General features: G+C 64.0%; 12 protein-coding genes. 4 read left to right on the top strand and 8 right to left on the bottom strand.

The features are described 5' to 3' along the window. Nucleotides 1–36: 36 nt before the first annotated feature. Entirely contained in the window at nucleotides 37–960 is a 924-nt protein-coding gene (locus tag GV035_RS09850) for a phosphatidate cytidylyltransferase (RefSeq protein WP_159834743.1), read from the bottom strand. Between the two features lie 35 nt (nucleotides 961–995). Next, nucleotides 996–1,625, bottom strand: coding sequence for a lysophospholipid acyltransferase family protein (locus GV035_RS09845; protein WP_159834742.1), 630 nt, complete (start codon nucleotides 1,623–1,625; stop codon nucleotides 996–998). 215 nt (nucleotides 1,626–1,840) lie between these two features. Between GV035_RS09845 and GV035_RS09840 the strand changes: the two genes are divergently transcribed. Continuing rightward, nucleotides 1,841–2,470: a CDP-alcohol phosphatidyltransferase family protein gene (locus GV035_RS09840; RefSeq protein WP_159834741.1), complete on the top strand. Its 630-nt coding sequence runs from the start codon at nucleotides 1,841–1,843 to the stop codon at nucleotides 2,468–2,470. Here GV035_RS09840 and GV035_RS09835 read toward each other — a convergent pair. Both GV035_RS09835 and GV035_RS09830 read right to left on the bottom strand, forming a co-directional pair. Further along, the gene (locus tag GV035_RS09835) at nucleotides 2,463–3,437 is read right to left on the bottom strand and encodes a glycosyltransferase family 2 protein (RefSeq protein WP_159834740.1); all 975 of its coding nucleotides are present in this window, start codon (nucleotides 3,435–3,437) and stop codon (nucleotides 2,463–2,465) included. The genes GV035_RS09840 and GV035_RS09835 overlap by 8 nt on opposite strands. A 310-nt stretch (nucleotides 3,438–3,747) precedes the next feature. After that, nucleotides 3,748–3,972 carry a hypothetical protein gene (locus tag GV035_RS09830; protein ID WP_159834739.1) on the bottom strand — a complete coding sequence of 75 codons (225 nt, stop codon included), beginning with the start codon at nucleotides 3,970–3,972 and terminating at the stop codon, nucleotides 3,748–3,750. Nucleotides 3,973–4,112: 140 nt separating this feature from the next. On the opposite strand from GV035_RS09830, the gene GV035_RS09825 reads away from it, so the two are divergent. Further along, complete coding sequence (locus tag GV035_RS09825; protein ID WP_159834738.1) at nucleotides 4,113–5,252, top strand: PDDEXK nuclease domain-containing protein; 1,140 nt, start codon at nucleotides 4,113–4,115, stop codon at nucleotides 5,250–5,252. Nucleotides 5,253–5,322: 70 nt separating this feature from the next. Here the strand turns inward: GV035_RS09825 and GV035_RS09820 are convergent, their stop codons facing one another. Together GV035_RS09820 and GV035_RS09815 are read right to left on the bottom strand one after the other, a co-directional pair. Continuing rightward, nucleotides 5,323–7,014, bottom strand: a complete 1,692-nt coding sequence (locus GV035_RS09820) for an ATP-binding protein (protein WP_159834737.1) — start codon at nucleotides 7,012–7,014, stop codon at nucleotides 5,323–5,325. 4 nt (nucleotides 7,015–7,018) lie between these two features. Continuing rightward, nucleotides 7,019–8,536, bottom strand: coding sequence for an ATPase domain-containing protein (locus GV035_RS09815; RefSeq protein WP_159834736.1), 1,518 nt, complete (start codon nucleotides 8,534–8,536; stop codon nucleotides 7,019–7,021). Nucleotides 8,537–8,567: 31 nt separating this feature from the next. On the opposite strand from GV035_RS09815, the gene GV035_RS09810 reads away from it, so the two are divergent. Continuing rightward, nucleotides 8,568–8,774 carry a hypothetical protein gene (locus GV035_RS09810; RefSeq protein ID WP_159834735.1) on the top strand — a complete coding sequence of 69 codons (207 nt, stop codon included), beginning with the start codon at nucleotides 8,568–8,570 and terminating at the stop codon, nucleotides 8,772–8,774. Between the two features lie 315 nt (nucleotides 8,775–9,089). Here GV035_RS09810 and GV035_RS09805 read toward each other — a convergent pair whose 3' ends face one another. Continuing rightward, on the bottom strand, nucleotides 9,090–11,120 hold the full coding sequence (locus GV035_RS09805; protein ID WP_159834734.1) for an alkaline phosphatase family protein: 2,031 nt from the start codon (nucleotides 11,118–11,120) through the stop codon (nucleotides 9,090–9,092). 275 nt (nucleotides 11,121–11,395) lie between these two features. Next, nucleotides 11,396–13,081, bottom strand: coding sequence for an alkaline phosphatase family protein (locus GV035_RS09800; RefSeq protein WP_159834733.1), 1,686 nt, complete (start codon nucleotides 13,079–13,081; stop codon nucleotides 11,396–11,398). Between the two features lie 1,006 nt (nucleotides 13,082–14,087). On the opposite strand from GV035_RS09800, the gene GV035_RS09795 reads away from it, so the two are divergent. Next, nucleotides 14,088–15,800, top strand: coding sequence for an IlvD/Edd family dehydratase (locus GV035_RS09795; RefSeq protein ID WP_159834732.1), 1,713 nt, complete (start codon nucleotides 14,088–14,090; stop codon nucleotides 15,798–15,800). The last annotated feature ends 15 nt before the right edge of the window (nucleotides 15,801–15,815 follow it).

The raw sequence follows: 15,815 nt of genomic DNA, 5'->3' as shown, positions 1-15,815 counted from the left end.
AGGCGGCCCCGCGAGGGGCCGCTTTTTTTGCGCCGCTCAAACGTAGAAGTATCGGACGAGGTGAAAGAACACCGGCGCCGCGAAGCAGATGGAATCCACGCGATCCAGTATGCCGCCGTGCCCCGCGATCATCGCGCCCCAGTCCTTCGCGCCGAGCGAGCGTTTGACCGCCGACAGCACGAGGCCGCCGACGAAGCCCGCGAGCACGATGGCAAGCGACATGAGAAACGCCGCGCCGAAGCCGAACGGCGTCACGCGATACAGCGCCGCGCCGCACAAGGTCGCGAGCAATCCGCCGCCGACGAATCCTTCCACCGTCTTCGAAGGCGAGAGAACGGGCGCGATCTTGCGCCGCCCGAACAGCTTGCCGACGACATACTGCAACACGTCGCTGATCTGCACGACGAGCAGGAAGTAGAACAGCAGCAGCGCGTTCTGACCGCGATAACCGGGAATGTCGAGCGTGAGCAAGGCCGGCGCGTGGCTGAGCCCGTACACGCACACCATCAGCGCCCAGTTGATCCGCGCGTTGCGGCTCAGGAACTCGCGCGTGTCTTGCGTGAGCGCGGAGACGAGCGACATCGCGAAGAACAGATGCACCGGCACGAAGATCGCGTACATGCCGTACCAGTCGATGCCGAGCAGCACATACTGCACCGGCACCGCGACGAAGAACGCGACGAAGAGGGCGGTGTGGTCGCTCGCCGTCGTCGGCGTGAGCGTGATGAATTCGCGCAGTGCGAGATACGACAGCAGCGCGAAGACGACGAAGGTGGCCGTGTCGCCGAGACCGATGGCGACGACCATCACCGCGATCATGCCCCACCACGCGCGGATGCGCTCGTTGAGGTTGACGATGGTCGCGCTCTTGCTGTTCGCGCCGAGCAGCGCGCCGATCAGCGTCGCGAAGGTCAGCGCGCCCACGACGCCCGCCACCAGATTCCAGAATGAAGTCGGCATAATTTCTTTTCGATGGTCTGATTGAGACGACGCGTTCAGCGCGTGTTCGACTGCGGCGCGAGCGCGATCACGGTGTCGCGCATGCGGGCGAGAAACGGCGCCTTTTCCTCGCCGTCGCGCCGCGCGTCGCTCGCGCCGACATGCACCTTGCAGATGAGCGGAATCGGCCAGATGGCGCCTTTCGGCATGATTCGCTGAAGGTTTTCGAGATACACGGGCGTCAGCGCCACGTCCGGAAACTCGCTCGCCAAATGAAAGAGGCCGCTTTTGAAGGCTTGCGGCAGCGCGTCGGCGCCGCGCGTGCCTTCGGGAAAGATGACGATCGAATGGCCTTGCGCGAGCGCGTCGCGCACCGGATCGAGCGGATCGCCTTCCGTCTCGCGGCGGCGGTCGATCAGCACGGCGTTGAGCAGCTTGCGCGCGATATGACGCTTGATGCGCCCGGTGTCCCAATAATCCCGCGCGGCGACGGGCCGCACTTGATCGCGCAGTTCGCGGGGCAGGGCGGCGAGAATCGCCAGGGTGTCGATATGGCTCGTGTGATTCGAAAAAAACAGCTTCTGCGTGGCGGCCGATGCGGCGCAATGCCATACCGGATACGCGCCCGCCATGAGCCGCACGAGCGAGAGCAGCAGGTCGCGCTGCCAGATATGCGTGAGTTTCATCGGTGAAAGTGCGAGTCGTGAGTGTCGGGCCGCTATTCCTTTCACATCGACCGCTTTCACGCAACGCACGTTGACGAGATTTGCCAAATATCGGCGATGCTGTGACAAACATGCTCAAACGATTGGCTTCGGCGTCCTTATCGTTTGACGCGTGTTTGACGCGTGAGGCGCGGGCCGCGATAGTAGCGCCTTTCTCCCGACATGCAACGCGCCACATGAGCCTTTACGCACTGAAACCACGCTTCCAGAACCTTCTGCGTCCGCTCACCGATTGGCTGTTTCGCCACGGTGTGACCGCGAATCAGGTGACGGTGACCGCCGCGGGCGGGTCGATCGCGGTCGGCGCGATCGCCGCGATGGACGCTTCGCACACTTCGCTATTCCTGCTGGTCCCGCTGTGGCTATTCATCCGCATGGCGCTCAATGCCATCGACGGCATGCTGGCGCGCGAGCACGGCCAGAAGAGCGTGCTCGGCGCGTATCTGAACGAACTGGGCGATGTAGTCTCGGACGTCGCGCTGACGCTGCCGTTTCTCGCGGTGTCGGCGTTTTGCGCAGCCGATGTCTGGCTCTTCGCGCTGTTCGCGGTGATCGTCGAATGCGCGGGGCTTGCCGGACCGCTCGCGGGCGCGAGCCGCCGTTACGACGGTCCGTTCGGCAAGAGCGACCGCGCATTCGTGATCGGGGCGTTCGCGCTCTGGATCGGCGCGGGCGGGACGGTCGGCGCCGTCGGCGTGGGACTGTGGCGCGTGCTGATCGTGTTGTCGGTCGTGACGGCGATCCGGCGCGTGCAGGCGGGCGTCAAGGAGGCAAACCGCGCACGCATCGGCGGCGAAGTCAGTTGAAGCGCCGCACGAAGCGATAAAAGATGCGCGGATGAATCTTCAACAGACACATGGCGACGGATAGCTTGGGGCGCTTGTCCGCATAAATCTTGCCGACGTGCGTGAAGCGCAGCTTGCTGGACACGCTGTCGAGTATCGGCGCGGCGGTTGCGTAATCGGGCGCGAGACGCGCTGCTTCGAACGCGATGTTCCGGTACGCGTACACGTACTTGAGCCGGAAAAAGAGCTTGCTGTGGTTGTCGATCGGCAGCCCGCGCGTGTCGCGCTCGACGCGGTCCATGATCTCGAACAGGTCCACGATACGCGGATTGAAGCGCACGGAAAGCCCGTTGCCGCGCTTCACGTAGAAGTACAGTTCGTCCGGAATCAGGCGCACCACGCGCGCACGCGAAAGCGCCTGCACGCACACGAGAATGTCTTCGTAGATGAGCCCGGCCGGATGCTCGACCGATGCAAACAGCTCGCGCCGGAACAGCTTGTTCCAGCAATACGCCTGCAAGCTCAGGTCCATGATGCGGGCCACGGCCTGAAGCCCGGTGATGGTTTCGTCGCCGGTCTTGACGCGATACACCTCGCGGCCTTGCGGGTCGATGCACCTCGCCGCGAAGATCACCACGTCCGCGCCGTGCTGGTCGGCTTCGCGGCACGCGACCTCCACGACATTCGGCGCGACGAAGTCGTCGCTGTCCACGCACAGCACATACTCGCCGCTCGCGTGGCTCACCGCGATGCGCCGCGTCTCGGCAATGCCGACGTTCTTCTCGTTTCGCACCACTTTCCACGGAATCACGTCTTGCGCTTCGAGCAGCGCACGCGCGATGTCGCCGGAGCGGTCGGGACTGCAATCGTCGACGGCGACGATCTCGAAGTCGGTGCGCGTCTGGCCGAGGATCGAGCGGATGCACTCGGCGATGCACGCTTCGACGGCATACATCGGCAAAAGAATGCTGACTTTCGGTTTAGGCATGCAGGCTCGCAGGTTGGGGCCGGTGGAAGGGGCGGTGTCGAGCGCCGCCGGAGGGCCGCGTCGCCGCGAAACGGCGGTGGACCGCCGTCGAGACTACCGTGGCGAATGGCGCCGGATTGTGCGCGACCGCACATAGCGGCGAGGCCCCGTTGGGCGCATCGGTCACTGCGGGTTAGCGGCTCGCGCGGATACAACCCACCTTACACGCTCATCGCGCTGCCGACATGACAGACAGCTTTCCGCCGCGTTCGCCGCAGCGCCGGTCCGTGCTGCTCGCGGCGGCAGCGGGCGGCGTGAGGACGCCCGCGACTCAGCTGATAAAAACGAGCTGATCCTCGTGCGCCGCCGAGTGACGATACCAGCGCACGCGCCCCGCGCGCACGTCGAGCAACACTTGTTCGAGGCCGAGTATTTCGATGCCGTCGCTGCGGCATCCGTCGATCGCCGCTGCCGGGCGATTCATCCGCGCGAGTTCCCGCTTGAGGTCCATCAGACGCTTGATCGCGCCTTGCCTTGAGGTGAAATATCGAGTCATTGACCACCGAACGCTGATCCGTCTGAAGGCCACAGCGTAGGGATATTCGTCGGACAATAATGTGCGCTCGGCGACGCACGCGCGTATGCGACACTTCGCGAAAGCGCCATGCGCGCTTTGGAACGATCAAAAGGAAGACGATGAACGAGGTGATTCTGCCCGAGGACGACTACGGCGCGACGCTCGGCGACGTGCTCGCGCTCGTCGAACAAGGCCGTCAGGCCGCCGCGCGCAGCATCAATGCGCTGATGACGGCGACGTACTGGCGCATCGGGCACCGGATCGTCGAATTCGAGCAGGGCGGCGCGGGCCGCGCGGCCTACGGGCAGGCGCTGTTGCAGCGGCTATCGGCTGATCTGACGAGGCGCTTCGGGCGCGGCTTCGGCGTCGACAATCTCGAACTGATGCGGCTCTTTTACCAGGCGTACGCGAGCGGCGGGATTTCCGAATCGCCGATTCGGAATTCGGCGGCGTCCGCGCTCACGGGAAATTCCGAACCGGCGATTCGGATTTCGACGCTCGCGCAACTGGCCGAGCGATTCCCGCTGTCGTGGACTCACTACGTTCATCTGATGAGACGCACCCGTTCCGACGACGAGCGGCGCTTCTACGAAGCCGAAGCGTTGCGCGGCGGCTGGAGCGTGCGGCAACTCGACCGGCAGATCGGCAGTCAGTTCTACACGCGCACGCTGATGTCCCGCGACAAGCGCGCGATGCTTGCCAAAGGCGGCATCGCCGCGCGCGGCGACAGCGTGACGCCCGAGGAAGCCATCAAGGACCCGTACGTGCTCGAGTTTCTCGACCTGAAAGACGAGTACTCGGAAAGTCAGCTCGAAGACGCCCTGATCCACCGGCTCGAAGACTTTCTGCTGGAACTGGGCGGCGACTTTACGTTCGTCGGGCGGCAGCGGCGCTTGCGCATCGGCGATAGCTGGTATCGCGTGGATCTGCTCTTTTTTCATCGACGGCTGCGGTGTCTCGTCATCATCGATCTGAAGCTGACCGAATTGAATCACGCCGATGTCGGGCAGATGCACATGTACTGCAACTACGCGAAAGAGCACTGGATGCTGCCGGGCGAGAATCCGCCGGTCGGACTGATTCTGTGCGCGCGGACCAACGCGGCGGTCGCGAAATACGCACTCGACGGCCTGCCGAACAAGGTGCTCGCCGCCGAATATCACATGATGCTGCCGGACGAGGCGGTGCTCGCGGAGGAACTCGCGCGGGTGCGCAGGGAGTGGGAGGCGGGGCGGCTGGCGGATGGCGGCGAGGAATAGTCCGCCGTCCGCCGCCGGCATCACGGCTCGCCGGGCGAACTCGCGAAGATGTCTTGTTGCCGCTCCGCGGTCACGCCTTCTCGGCGCTTTTCAACGCGAGGCGCACGGCGCGCGCAAGGTCTTCCAGTTGAAACGGCTTGCGAAGCGCCGTGAAGCGCCGGTCCGTGATGGTCGTGACATCGATATCCGCATAGCCCGTCGCCAGAATCACCGGCAGGTCAGGGCGCGACTCGCGGGCCCTCGCCAGCACCTGTATGCCGTTCATGCCCGGCATGGCGTAATCGACCATCATCACATCGGGATTGTCGATGCCAAGACGCGCGAGGCCGCTCGGTCCGTCCTGCGCCTGCGTGACGTCGTAGCCGAGCGCGTCGAGGCAATCGACGATCATCGTGCGAACGTCGTCGTCGTCTTCGATGACGAGGATGCGGCACGGCGTGGCGGCATCGTCGCGCGGGCCCGGGCCTTCCGCCGCTTCGGACGCATCGCGCGCCCCGAACGGCAGCCAGATCTGCACCGTGGTTCCAGTGCCCACTTCGCTTTCGATGCGCGCGACGCCGCCCGCTTGACGCGCGATGCCATACACCTGGCTGAGCCCGAGCCCGGTTCCCTTGCCGACCGGCTTGGTCGTGAAGAACGGATCGAATACGCGCGACAGGACGCTCGGCTCGATGCCCGAGCCCGAATCCGTCACGCTGATGACGATGTAACGCCCAGGCGCGAGGGCTTCGTCCACGCTGGGCCGTTCTTCGGCGTGGATCGAAAGACGGCCGCCCTTCGGCATGGCGTCGCGGGCGTTGATCGCAAGGTTGAGTATCGCGAGTTCGAGCTGGTTGGCGTCGGCTTGCGTCCACAGATCGTCGGAAGCCGTGGTGATCGACAACGCGATGGTCGAGCCGAGCGAAATCGAAATGATGTCGCGGATGCCGTGCAGCAGCGCCGCGACGTTCACGGCCTTGAGATCGAGATTGCTCGTGCGCGAAAACGTCAGCAATTGCGCGGTGAGCTTCGCGCCGCGTTCGGTCGCGCGCTTGGTGGTCGCGGCCATCTTGAGCACGCGCTCGTCCTTGCTGATGCGTGCGAGCAGTTCCGCGTTCGCCATGATGACGTTCAGCAGGTTGTTGAAGTCGTGCGCGATACCGCCGGTAAGCTGCCCGAGCGCCTCCATCTTCTGCGACTGCACGAGCACCGCCTGCACCTTGGCCCGCTCGTGGATTTCACGCATCAGGCGGTTGTTCGCCGATGCCAGTTCCTGCGTCCGTTCCTCGATGCGGCTTTCAAGCGATTCGTTGAGGCGTTCCAGCGCCTCCTGCGCTCTCGCCCGGTCGATGAGATGCTGCTCCGACTCCGCGAGATGCTTGCGCGCATCGTACTGCCGGGCGCGCGCCCGCAACGACGACGCCACCGCGCGGCGCAAGGTTTCGGAGTTGAGCGGCCGTTCGAGCACCAGCACGTTCCCGAGCCGTTCGAGCATCTCAATGCTGCTGGCGGACCGCCTTCCCGCGAGCCGCCCGGACAGCAGCACGATCGGGAAGTCGGACCATGCGGGCTGCTGTTCGATCCACGCGGCGAGCGCCATCGCGCTGTCGTCCAGAAGCGATTCCTCGGTGACGATGGCCACGCCCGCGCCGCGATCCAGCTCCGTCACGAGCGCGCGCGAGCTGGCGCAGACGAAGCACTCGCGGCCGTCCGCCTTGAGGACATCGACAATGACGTCGGCGTCGCGGCCGAAAGGCGCAACGATCAGAACCCGATACTCCATCGCGCTAGTCCAGCGGCGAGGCGGGCTCGCGCTGGGCAGGCGCGAGCATGGCGGTATCGCCCCGGTAAGTGGGCAGGCCGCTCAGAATGCCCTCAAAGTCACGCAGCGCCTCGCCGACGTTCAGCCCATTGCGGCCCAGCCGGAACTGCCGGATCGAGCGTTCGTGTCCGTTGGTGCGGCTTTTGACGGCGGTCACCGCGGTGAGCACTTCGCCTTGCCGCTCGAAATAGCGGAACAGCAGCACGACGTCGCTCAGATAGCTGATGTCGATATCGCTCTGAATCTCGCCGATGATCCCGTGTTGCCCCAGCACCAGCATGGTGATGACGCCGCGCTGGTTGAGATACGTGAGCAGTTCGTGCATCTGCAAGAGCAGGTAACGCTCGCCCGGCATGGCTTGCAGATAGGCGTTGAGGCTGTCGATCGCCACGAAGCGCGCGCCGTCTTCCTCGACGCTCTTGCGCACGTCGCTCGTGAATTCGCCGGGCGAAATCTCGGCGGGGTCGATCTGACGCAGCGTCAGCAGGCCGCTTTCGAGATGCGGCCTCAGGTCGATGCCGAGGTTCGTCGAACGGCGCACGAGCGTGGTGAGCGTCTCGTCGAAGAGGTAGTACACGCACGGCTCGCCGCGATTCAGCGCGGCGAGCAGGCACGACGCGACCGTCGTCGTCTTGCCGACGCCCGACGGCCCCACGATCAGCGTGTTGGTGCCCGGCACGAGGCCGCCGCCCATGAGCGCGTCGAGTTCTTTAGTGCCCGTGCTGAGCGAACTCGACGAGAATTCGATGTGATGCTCCGCCGCGACGAGACGCGGATACACCTCGATGCCGCCCGTCTTGAGCGTCATGTCGTGAAAGCCTTCGCGAAACCGGATGCCGCGCATCTTCGCGATACGCACGCGCCGGCGCTCCCCGCCGTAGTCGTGCACCAGGTTGTCGAGGCTGATGACGCCATGCGCGATGCTGTGCAACTGCAAGTCGCCGGGTTCGGACGTGTTGTCGTCGAGCAGCATGACGGTGCAGGCGCGCGTCGCGAAATATCGCTTCAGCGCGAGAATCTGCCGGCGATAGCGCAGCGGATTCTGCGACAACATGCGCAGCTCCGAGAGGCTATCGAAGACGAGGCGCGCGGGCTTCAGTTCGTCCACTTTGGCGATCACGTCGCGCACTGTCTCGCCCAGTTCGACCTCGGCGGGATGCAGCACCGTCTGCTCGTAGGCGGGATCGAGCCCTTCGTCCGACAACAACTCGATGATGGCGAAGCGGTCCGTGTTCCAGCCGTGGCTTTCCGCGACGGCGACGAGTTCCGCGCGCGTCTCGGACAGCGTGATGTACAGCCCCGGCTCGCCGAGTTCCGCGCCCTTGAGTAAAAACTGCAAGGCGAGGGTCGTTTTACCTGCGCCGGGCGCGCCCTCGATCAGATACATGCGGTGCGGCGTGAGCCCGCCACCGAGAATATCGTCGATTCCCTCGATCCCGGAATGAACGCGGCCCCGTTGTGGCGCTATGAGGTTCTGTGGCATGTGATTGCTTCTGTGATCGACGAAGTGGGCGATGGTTCGCACGTTGGACTGCAAGAAGCAGGCCGGGTTCGTCATCGTGTTGCGGCGGATGGGAGAGCGAACGCTGGTCGTTCGGTTCGCGAGCGCGGTCGTGCCGCGGAGTGACGGCTACCGGGCGGCCACCGGGCATTCGTTCGATTATCGGCGAAGGCTACCACAATCGATGAAAACGGCGCGGGTGCTCGCGATGCGCGAGTGAGCTGCTGAGAGGTGCGCTGTGTGCGACGGCCGGGGCGCGCCGATCATGTTGATCGGCGCTTGCGGCGGGCGCGTTTCAGTTCGCGCGTCCGCATATTCGCACTGTTCGCTTCGCGCGAGCGTTCCTGCGCTGGATCGATTCGCACAAGCTTCGATAGCGGTGAACGGCATTGGCACGCGACCGCGATGAGTCCCGGCGGCGTCCGAACGCCAGAATGCAAAAGCCCGCAAACCCGGGACGATCCCGACGGGCACAACGGTCTCGACAAGACCGCTGCGCCCTGGCTTGCGGGCCAACGACTACATGCGGCAATACTCAGAACGGCCACCACCCAGCGCCGCCGCGCGCCTCGTCGTCACCGCGTCCGCGGTCATGGTCATGGTCATGGTCATGATCGACGCGGAACGACGCGAAGAGATCTCCGATGGCAGGCGCGTTCACGGGCACGTACGCATTCGCCCCCGACTGCACCGGATTCGGCAGATTGTCGCGGCTGCGCGCCGTGATCGGGTCGAGCTTCCAGTTCCGCTCGATGAACTTCACGAGCGACGCGTGATCGGCGTACTCGTGCACGACGCGGCCGCCGCGCGCGTACGGCGAGACCACGATCAGCGGAATGCGCGGGCCGTCGCCAAAGAAATCGACCGGCTGGATATAGCCCGAATCGTAGTAGCCGCCGCCTTCATCGGTCGTGATGAAGATAGCCGTGGACGCCCAGAGCGCGCTGTCATGTTGAACCGCATCGACGAGCTTGTGCGTGAAGGCCTCGGACAGTCCGAACTTCGACGACTCCGGATGGCCGTCGAGCAAGCCGCCGGGCTTCACGAACGACACCGCGGGGAGCGTGCCCTTGGCGATATCCTGATACAGATCGCTCGTGTCCTGAAGGTGCGCCTTGACGGTGGCGGGATTCGTCATGATGGCCGTTTCATACAGGAACGGATTGCAGATATTGCAGTACACGCTATCCGGCGACTGCGCAACGAATGTGTTCCACCCCTCCCCGTAGTACTTCCACGAAACGTTCCGCTCGAGCAGCGTATCGCCGATGGTCCGCACCGGCGACGGCGGAATCGTGAACTGCGTCGTATTGACCGTGCCGTTGCCGTTATAGCCGGGGTTGTAGTTGTTGAGTAGATAGAAGGTATCGGCCGCGCAGTTCGCGTTCGGGTGATACGGCAGCGAGTCGAGATAGTGGCGCACGGCACCGACGCCGGGCTGCCGCCTGTCGGAACAGTTGCTATACGAACCGCCCGAGTAGCCGTCTTGCGTGTACCAGTTGTTGGTGCCGGCTTGCGGGCGCGGATTCTCTATCTCCAGTTGCGGCGGCGTCGCGGCGTGGCCGTGCCCGTCGGTGTAGTACAGCGCGTCGGCGGTGCCGATCATGATGCTGTTCGCGCCCGTGCCGCCCATCACCGGCTGATGGTAGTTGTCGCTGATCGTGTACTCGCGTGCCAGCCGATAGAAGTACGGCATGTCACCCGCGTTGACGTTGTAGTAGCCGAGCGCGGTCGATCCTTCACCCGTCGTCTGGTCCGTGAAGTTCGCGGGGCGCGGCTTGCCGTTCGACCCCGCGCCGATGGTCGTTTCCACCCATGCGAAAAGGTCCATCCTGCATCCGCTCGGATTGTCGGCGGTCGCATGCGCGGCGCTGCAATCGGACTGCTGCCAGTTCTGATAGAAGCGATGAACCGGGCTATTCATGTACTGATCGTAGTCCGGCCCGAGGCGGGAGATTTGATACGGACCGTTCGGCAGATTGAACGTGTTGGTGCCGAAGCGCGTGTCCGGCACGTCGTGCGGCAGCCCCGATGCCCCCGTGGTCAGATGGACGAGGTCCGTGGCATAGAGCACGGCGCCTTCGGCGAGCGTGGCTGCGGCGAGCGTGGCGAAAGGAGGCGGGCTGGAGTCGGCCGTGGTCGGGGTATCGCTGGGGCTGGTCGCGGTCGACCCGGTGTTGGGCGCCGGCAGCACGCTGTACGGCTTCTTCGAATCGGGACTGAGTTCGAAGCGCGCGGTGTTCGTCGCGCTGGCGGTGTATTGCGCGGCGGCCGCGAAGTTCGGTCCCGGCTTGCCATCCTCGGTGATGATGCCCTTGGACAGAAGGTTCGACACGCTCTGGCCGTGGCGCGGCTGGTACGCGCCGAACACGTGATCGAACGTGCGGTTCTCGCCGACGATCACGATGACATGCTTGATCGGCGAGGCCGTATTCGCGGAGGCATCCGCGGTCTGCGACTGGCCGTTGGCAAGCGAGGAATAGATCGAAGCCGCGCTTGCCAGCGCAGCGCCGGCAATGCAACAGCTTGCTTTGAGAAGCGGGATTCGGGTTCCGACCTTGTTCATGAACTGCTCCTGTCTATGAATGTAGACATCATCAAACGTGCAGGTGTACTAACGATAGTATGTCGCTGCACGCGGTGCTTGCATCGTGAGAACAACACGACGCGACGGGTCGCTGAACCTCTCGTCGCAGCGGAGCGCCGCTGATTACGCTTGGTAGATCTTTTGTGCAGGCAGGACATCATCGGCCGAGCCCGCGCCGATGAGTCTCGCTCACATGAAGCACGCGCGCCGGCGCCGCCAGCGAAACGTGGCGAAACGCGGGCGCGCGCCACGCATCAGAAGCGCCGGTCGTCCGTCTCCGGCAACGAATGCGTGTCCTCGCGGACGACCGCGTTGAGCAGCCTCGGATCCAGACCGAGCAGACGGAGGATCGTGGGCGCGACTTGTGTCGTATGCACGCGCTCATCGACCGTGCGTCCCGCGTGCCGCTCGCCCGGCACGTAGACGACGAGGCCGAGATGACTGTCGTCCGGCGCATTGCCGCCGTGCTCCTCGTCCTTCGACGTGCTGGATGTATAGATCACGCCCGGGTTCGGCTGCACGATGATGTCCGGCGTGCGGCCCTGCGCGGGATCGCCGAAGCGCGCCGCGAGCGGCTCGCCGTACAGGATGTAGGCATGCGGTCCGTCCGCGCAGATGCCCGGCGCGTTGCAGCTGAGGTTGTCCTTGAGCGTCTTCACCGCCGCGGCGAGCTGATTCTGATCTCGCAGCCAGACGAGGCCCACGTCGTCGGTCTGAACGAAGCCGGTGCCGACAAGTCCCGTGCCGTCGTTGAGATTCCCGCTCTTGGTCGCCGCTTGCCCGATGCTGCCGTTCGAATCGAGATAGTTGTTCGCTTCGAGTAGCTTGGAGAGCGTGTCCCCGTTTTTCACGAGCTTGCTGTGATCCGCCGGCGATTGCCCGTGCTTGGACGTCACGATGATGGCCGTCGACTGATAGAGGCCGCGCTGCTTGAGTTCCGCCACGATGCGGCCGAGCGACGCGTCGATATACGCGATGGCCGCGTTGACCTGTGGACCGGGCGTGAAGCTCGCGTCGAGATATCCGCCGCCCTTGGCGACCGGCGCCTTCTGCGCGACGCTCAGGGTCTGGAAATTACCGCCGAAGACGGTCGGTACGGCGGCTTTCGCGTCGCCCGTGGAGGTCTTGCCGTCGATCTGATTGATGATCGCCTGCACGTGGTAGTCGTCGAATTTCTCGGTGTGCGTGTAGACGTCCGTGTAGTCGGTCTTCGTCGCGGGATCGATGGAATTGATCTCGGTCCGCATCAGATCGTCGACGCCTTGCCCTGACGGACCGTTCAGCCAGTCATAGCCCCAAGCGTGCTTGTCAGCCCATGCGGTGCGGGCGTTCGGGACGTTTTGCTTGATGACTTCGAAGAGCGTGTTCGTCTTGAGGTAATCGTGCGGGTACACCGGCTTGCACACGCCGTCGATCTTCGCGTGCGGAATCGCCTGAGGATTGAATCCGCCGCCGCCGTTCAGGTGAACGAGTGCCCCGCCGTTCTGTGCGTCGATGCCTGTGGTTTCGTCGAAAACGACGTTCCACCCTTGCTGCCCGCTGCACGTCGTGTCGGACGGCGCATAGAGCGTGCGGTCATATGACACGTCGTAAAAGAGACCCGCGCTCTTCGGCGAGCCGCCGGTCACGAGCGCGGCGAGGCCCGGGAACGAGTCCGACAGACCCGGCGTGAAAGCGCGCGAGTAAGTGGTGCCGGCCTTCGCGAGCAGCGCGATATTCGAACAGGCATTCGATGCGATGCAGCGCGCCACGTCCTGTTCGTGTAGGCCGTCGAAGCTGATCAACAGAACGTGAGAGACGGCCGGACGGTTCGAATCGCGGTCCCTGTCGCGGCCGTGGTGATCGTCGGGCTGCGCGTTGGCGGCGTGCGAAACAGCCAAAGCCATGACTGATGCCGTGAGCGCGCGACTCAAAGGCGCACGCAATTTTCTTCGCTTCATGTCTTCTCTCCGTTGGTAGTTCGAGGCTGTTTTCCTCCTTTGACAATGTGCAACGCCTTTGCGTCGAGTCCATGAACGTTGACTTTCTATTCGCTGTCGCTTGGGCGCGTTTGAGGAAAATAAATACATTGGCAATTATGTTTTCTTAAGCCACCCTTAAGGAAAACTGTGAAGCGCGCGGAGATAAGCGGGGCATCATGCCTCGTTCAAATCGATGAGAAGCGTTCGTCCGGTAGCGAGTGCGAACGGCCCAGCGCGTGCCATGTCAGCAATGCAGCACTGCCGGCCGGTCGCTCGGCAGCGCGCCTCGTCATGCGCGATGGGTTTGGCGCCTTTTCCCGAAAAAGTAGTTAGTATCCCGGAGTGAATAGCGACGAACTATCAAGCGAGCCGTTGAGCGATCGATTTCCGACTTCCCTTGTCTTCCCTTGCCGCCAAGATCGCCCGTGTGCGGCCCTTCGTTCAGCGCGGACTCGATCGCGGGGGATCGCCGCTATACGGTATGTGCTCTTTCACACTTCGATTCGGCTCCTTTGTTTCTTCCCTGCTGGCGGCGCGCGGGGGGCTTCTCTGCGCTGCCGGACGTTGGTCGTATTCGGGCGTGTGGATCATATGCGGTTCCTTGCCCGCGGGTAAGGTGAAACCGTCTTACCGTTGAGGAGGGTTCTGCTGGAATGGCGCATGGGCGGTCGAGGATTGCATTCTTTGAGCGCTGAACGTCGGGCGCGTTAAACCTTTTCGGTCTAAGCTTTGCGTTTGCTAATGCTGTTCGCTTGGCCCTTGTCTTGTCTTGTCTTGCCTTGCTGCGGGCTGTTGCGTTGGTCGTACTTCGCTTCCATGGCACTTGGTTTGATGTCGGTCTATTGGCAGTGCCCCTCCCCGGGGCGGGGCAACGCCAATAGACCGACGTGAAGTCAAGTTCCATGGAAACGAAGTACGACTAAAGCAACAGCAGGCGAACAAGGCAACGCAAAATAAGCGCAAAAAAACCGGAGACAAAGAAAGAATGTCCGAAACAAAGACCCAGGGCCTGTCCAAGGGCCTGACCAACTACGGTGATCGCGGCTTCGCCCTCTACCTGCGCCGCTCGTTCGCCCGATCGATGGGCTATTCATCCGACATGCTGCGAAAGCCGATCGTCGGCATTGCATCGAGCGGATCGGGCTTCAATAACTGCCATCGGGCAATGCCCGAACTCGTCGACGCGGTAAAACGCGGCGTGCTCGCGGCGGGCGGTCTGCCCATCGACTTTCCGACCATCTCGCTCGGCGAAGTCTTTCTGAATCCGACCTCGATGATGTTCCGCAACCTCATGAGCATGGACGTCGAGGAAATGCTGCGCGCGCAGCCGATGGACTCCGTCGTGCTGATCGGCGGTTGCGACAAGACCGTGCCCGCGCAACTGATGGGCGCCGCGTCCGCCGATATCCCCGCCGTGCAACTCGTCGTCGGACCGATGATGACGGGCCGTCATCAGGGCGAGCGCCTCGGCGCATGCACCGATTGCCGCCGCTTCTGGGGCAAGTTCCGCGCGAACGAGGTCGGCGAGCAGGAGATCGACCAGATCGAAGGCCGGCTCGCGACCACGGCCGGCACGTGCGCCGTCATGGGCACCGCGAGCACCATGGCCTGCATCGCCGAGACGCTCGGCATGTCGCTGCCGGGCACGGCCGCGATTCCCGCCGTTCACGCAGACCGCGTTCGGGCCGCCGAAGCGAGCGGCGCGCGCGCCGTGCAACTGATTCACGCGCCGCTGCGCCCGAGCCAGATCATCACGCAGAAGTCCGTGGAGAATGCGCTGCGCGTGCTGCTCGCCATCGGCGGATCGACCAACGCGATCATTCATCTGACCGCAGTGGCGGGGCGGCTTGGCATCCCCGTGTCGCTCGAACGCCTCAACGCCCTGTCCGATGAAACGCCCGTGCTCGTCAACCTCAAGCCGACCGGCGACAACTACATGGAAGACTTCTTCGCGGCGGGCGGCATGACGGCGGTGCTGCGCGAGCTCGAACCGCGATTGCATCTCGATGCGATGACCGTCACCGGCGAAACGCTCGGCGAACGCATCGCGGCGGAGCGCGAGGCGTGGGTCGATCATCGCATCGTGCGCAAGGCAGCGGACCCCGTCGAGCCGCAAGGCGGGCTCGTCGCGCTGTTCGGCTCGCTCGCGCCGCGCGGCGCGATTCTCAAGCGTTCCGCCGCCGACAAGTCGCTCTTCGAGCACGAAGGCCGCGCGGTGGTGTTCGAATCGCTGGAAGACCTGGCCGCGCGCATTGACGATCCCGCGCTCGATGTCGACGCCGACGACATTCTCGTGCTGCAAAACGCCGGTCCGGCGAGCGGCACGGGCATGCCTGAGGCCGGCTATCTACCGATACCGAAAAAGCTCGCGCAACAAGGGGTGAAAGACATGCTGCGCATTTCCGATGCGCGCATGAGCGGCACGGCGTACGGCACGATTGTGTTGCACGTCGCGCCGGAAGCGGCGCTAGGCGGCCCGATCGGGCTGGTGCGCAACGGCGATCGCATCCGGCTTTCGGTGCAGGAACGGCGCATCGATCTGCTTGTCGACGAGGCCGAACTCAAGGCGCGCGCAAACGATGTGAAGCTGCCCGAGCGCGTGCTGCGCGGCTATCAGAAGCTGTATCAGGAGCATGTGCTCCAGGCAGATGCAGGGTGCGACTTCGATTTTTTGCAGGCTGCACCGAAGGACGCCTGATGCCGTCGCGAGCGC

The organism is Burkholderia sp. 8Y (genome assembly GCF_902506145.1).
Taxonomy (GTDB): domain Bacteria; phylum Pseudomonadota; class Gammaproteobacteria; order Burkholderiales; family Burkholderiaceae; genus Caballeronia.
This window is presented reverse-complemented; position numbering and strand designations above follow the sequence as displayed.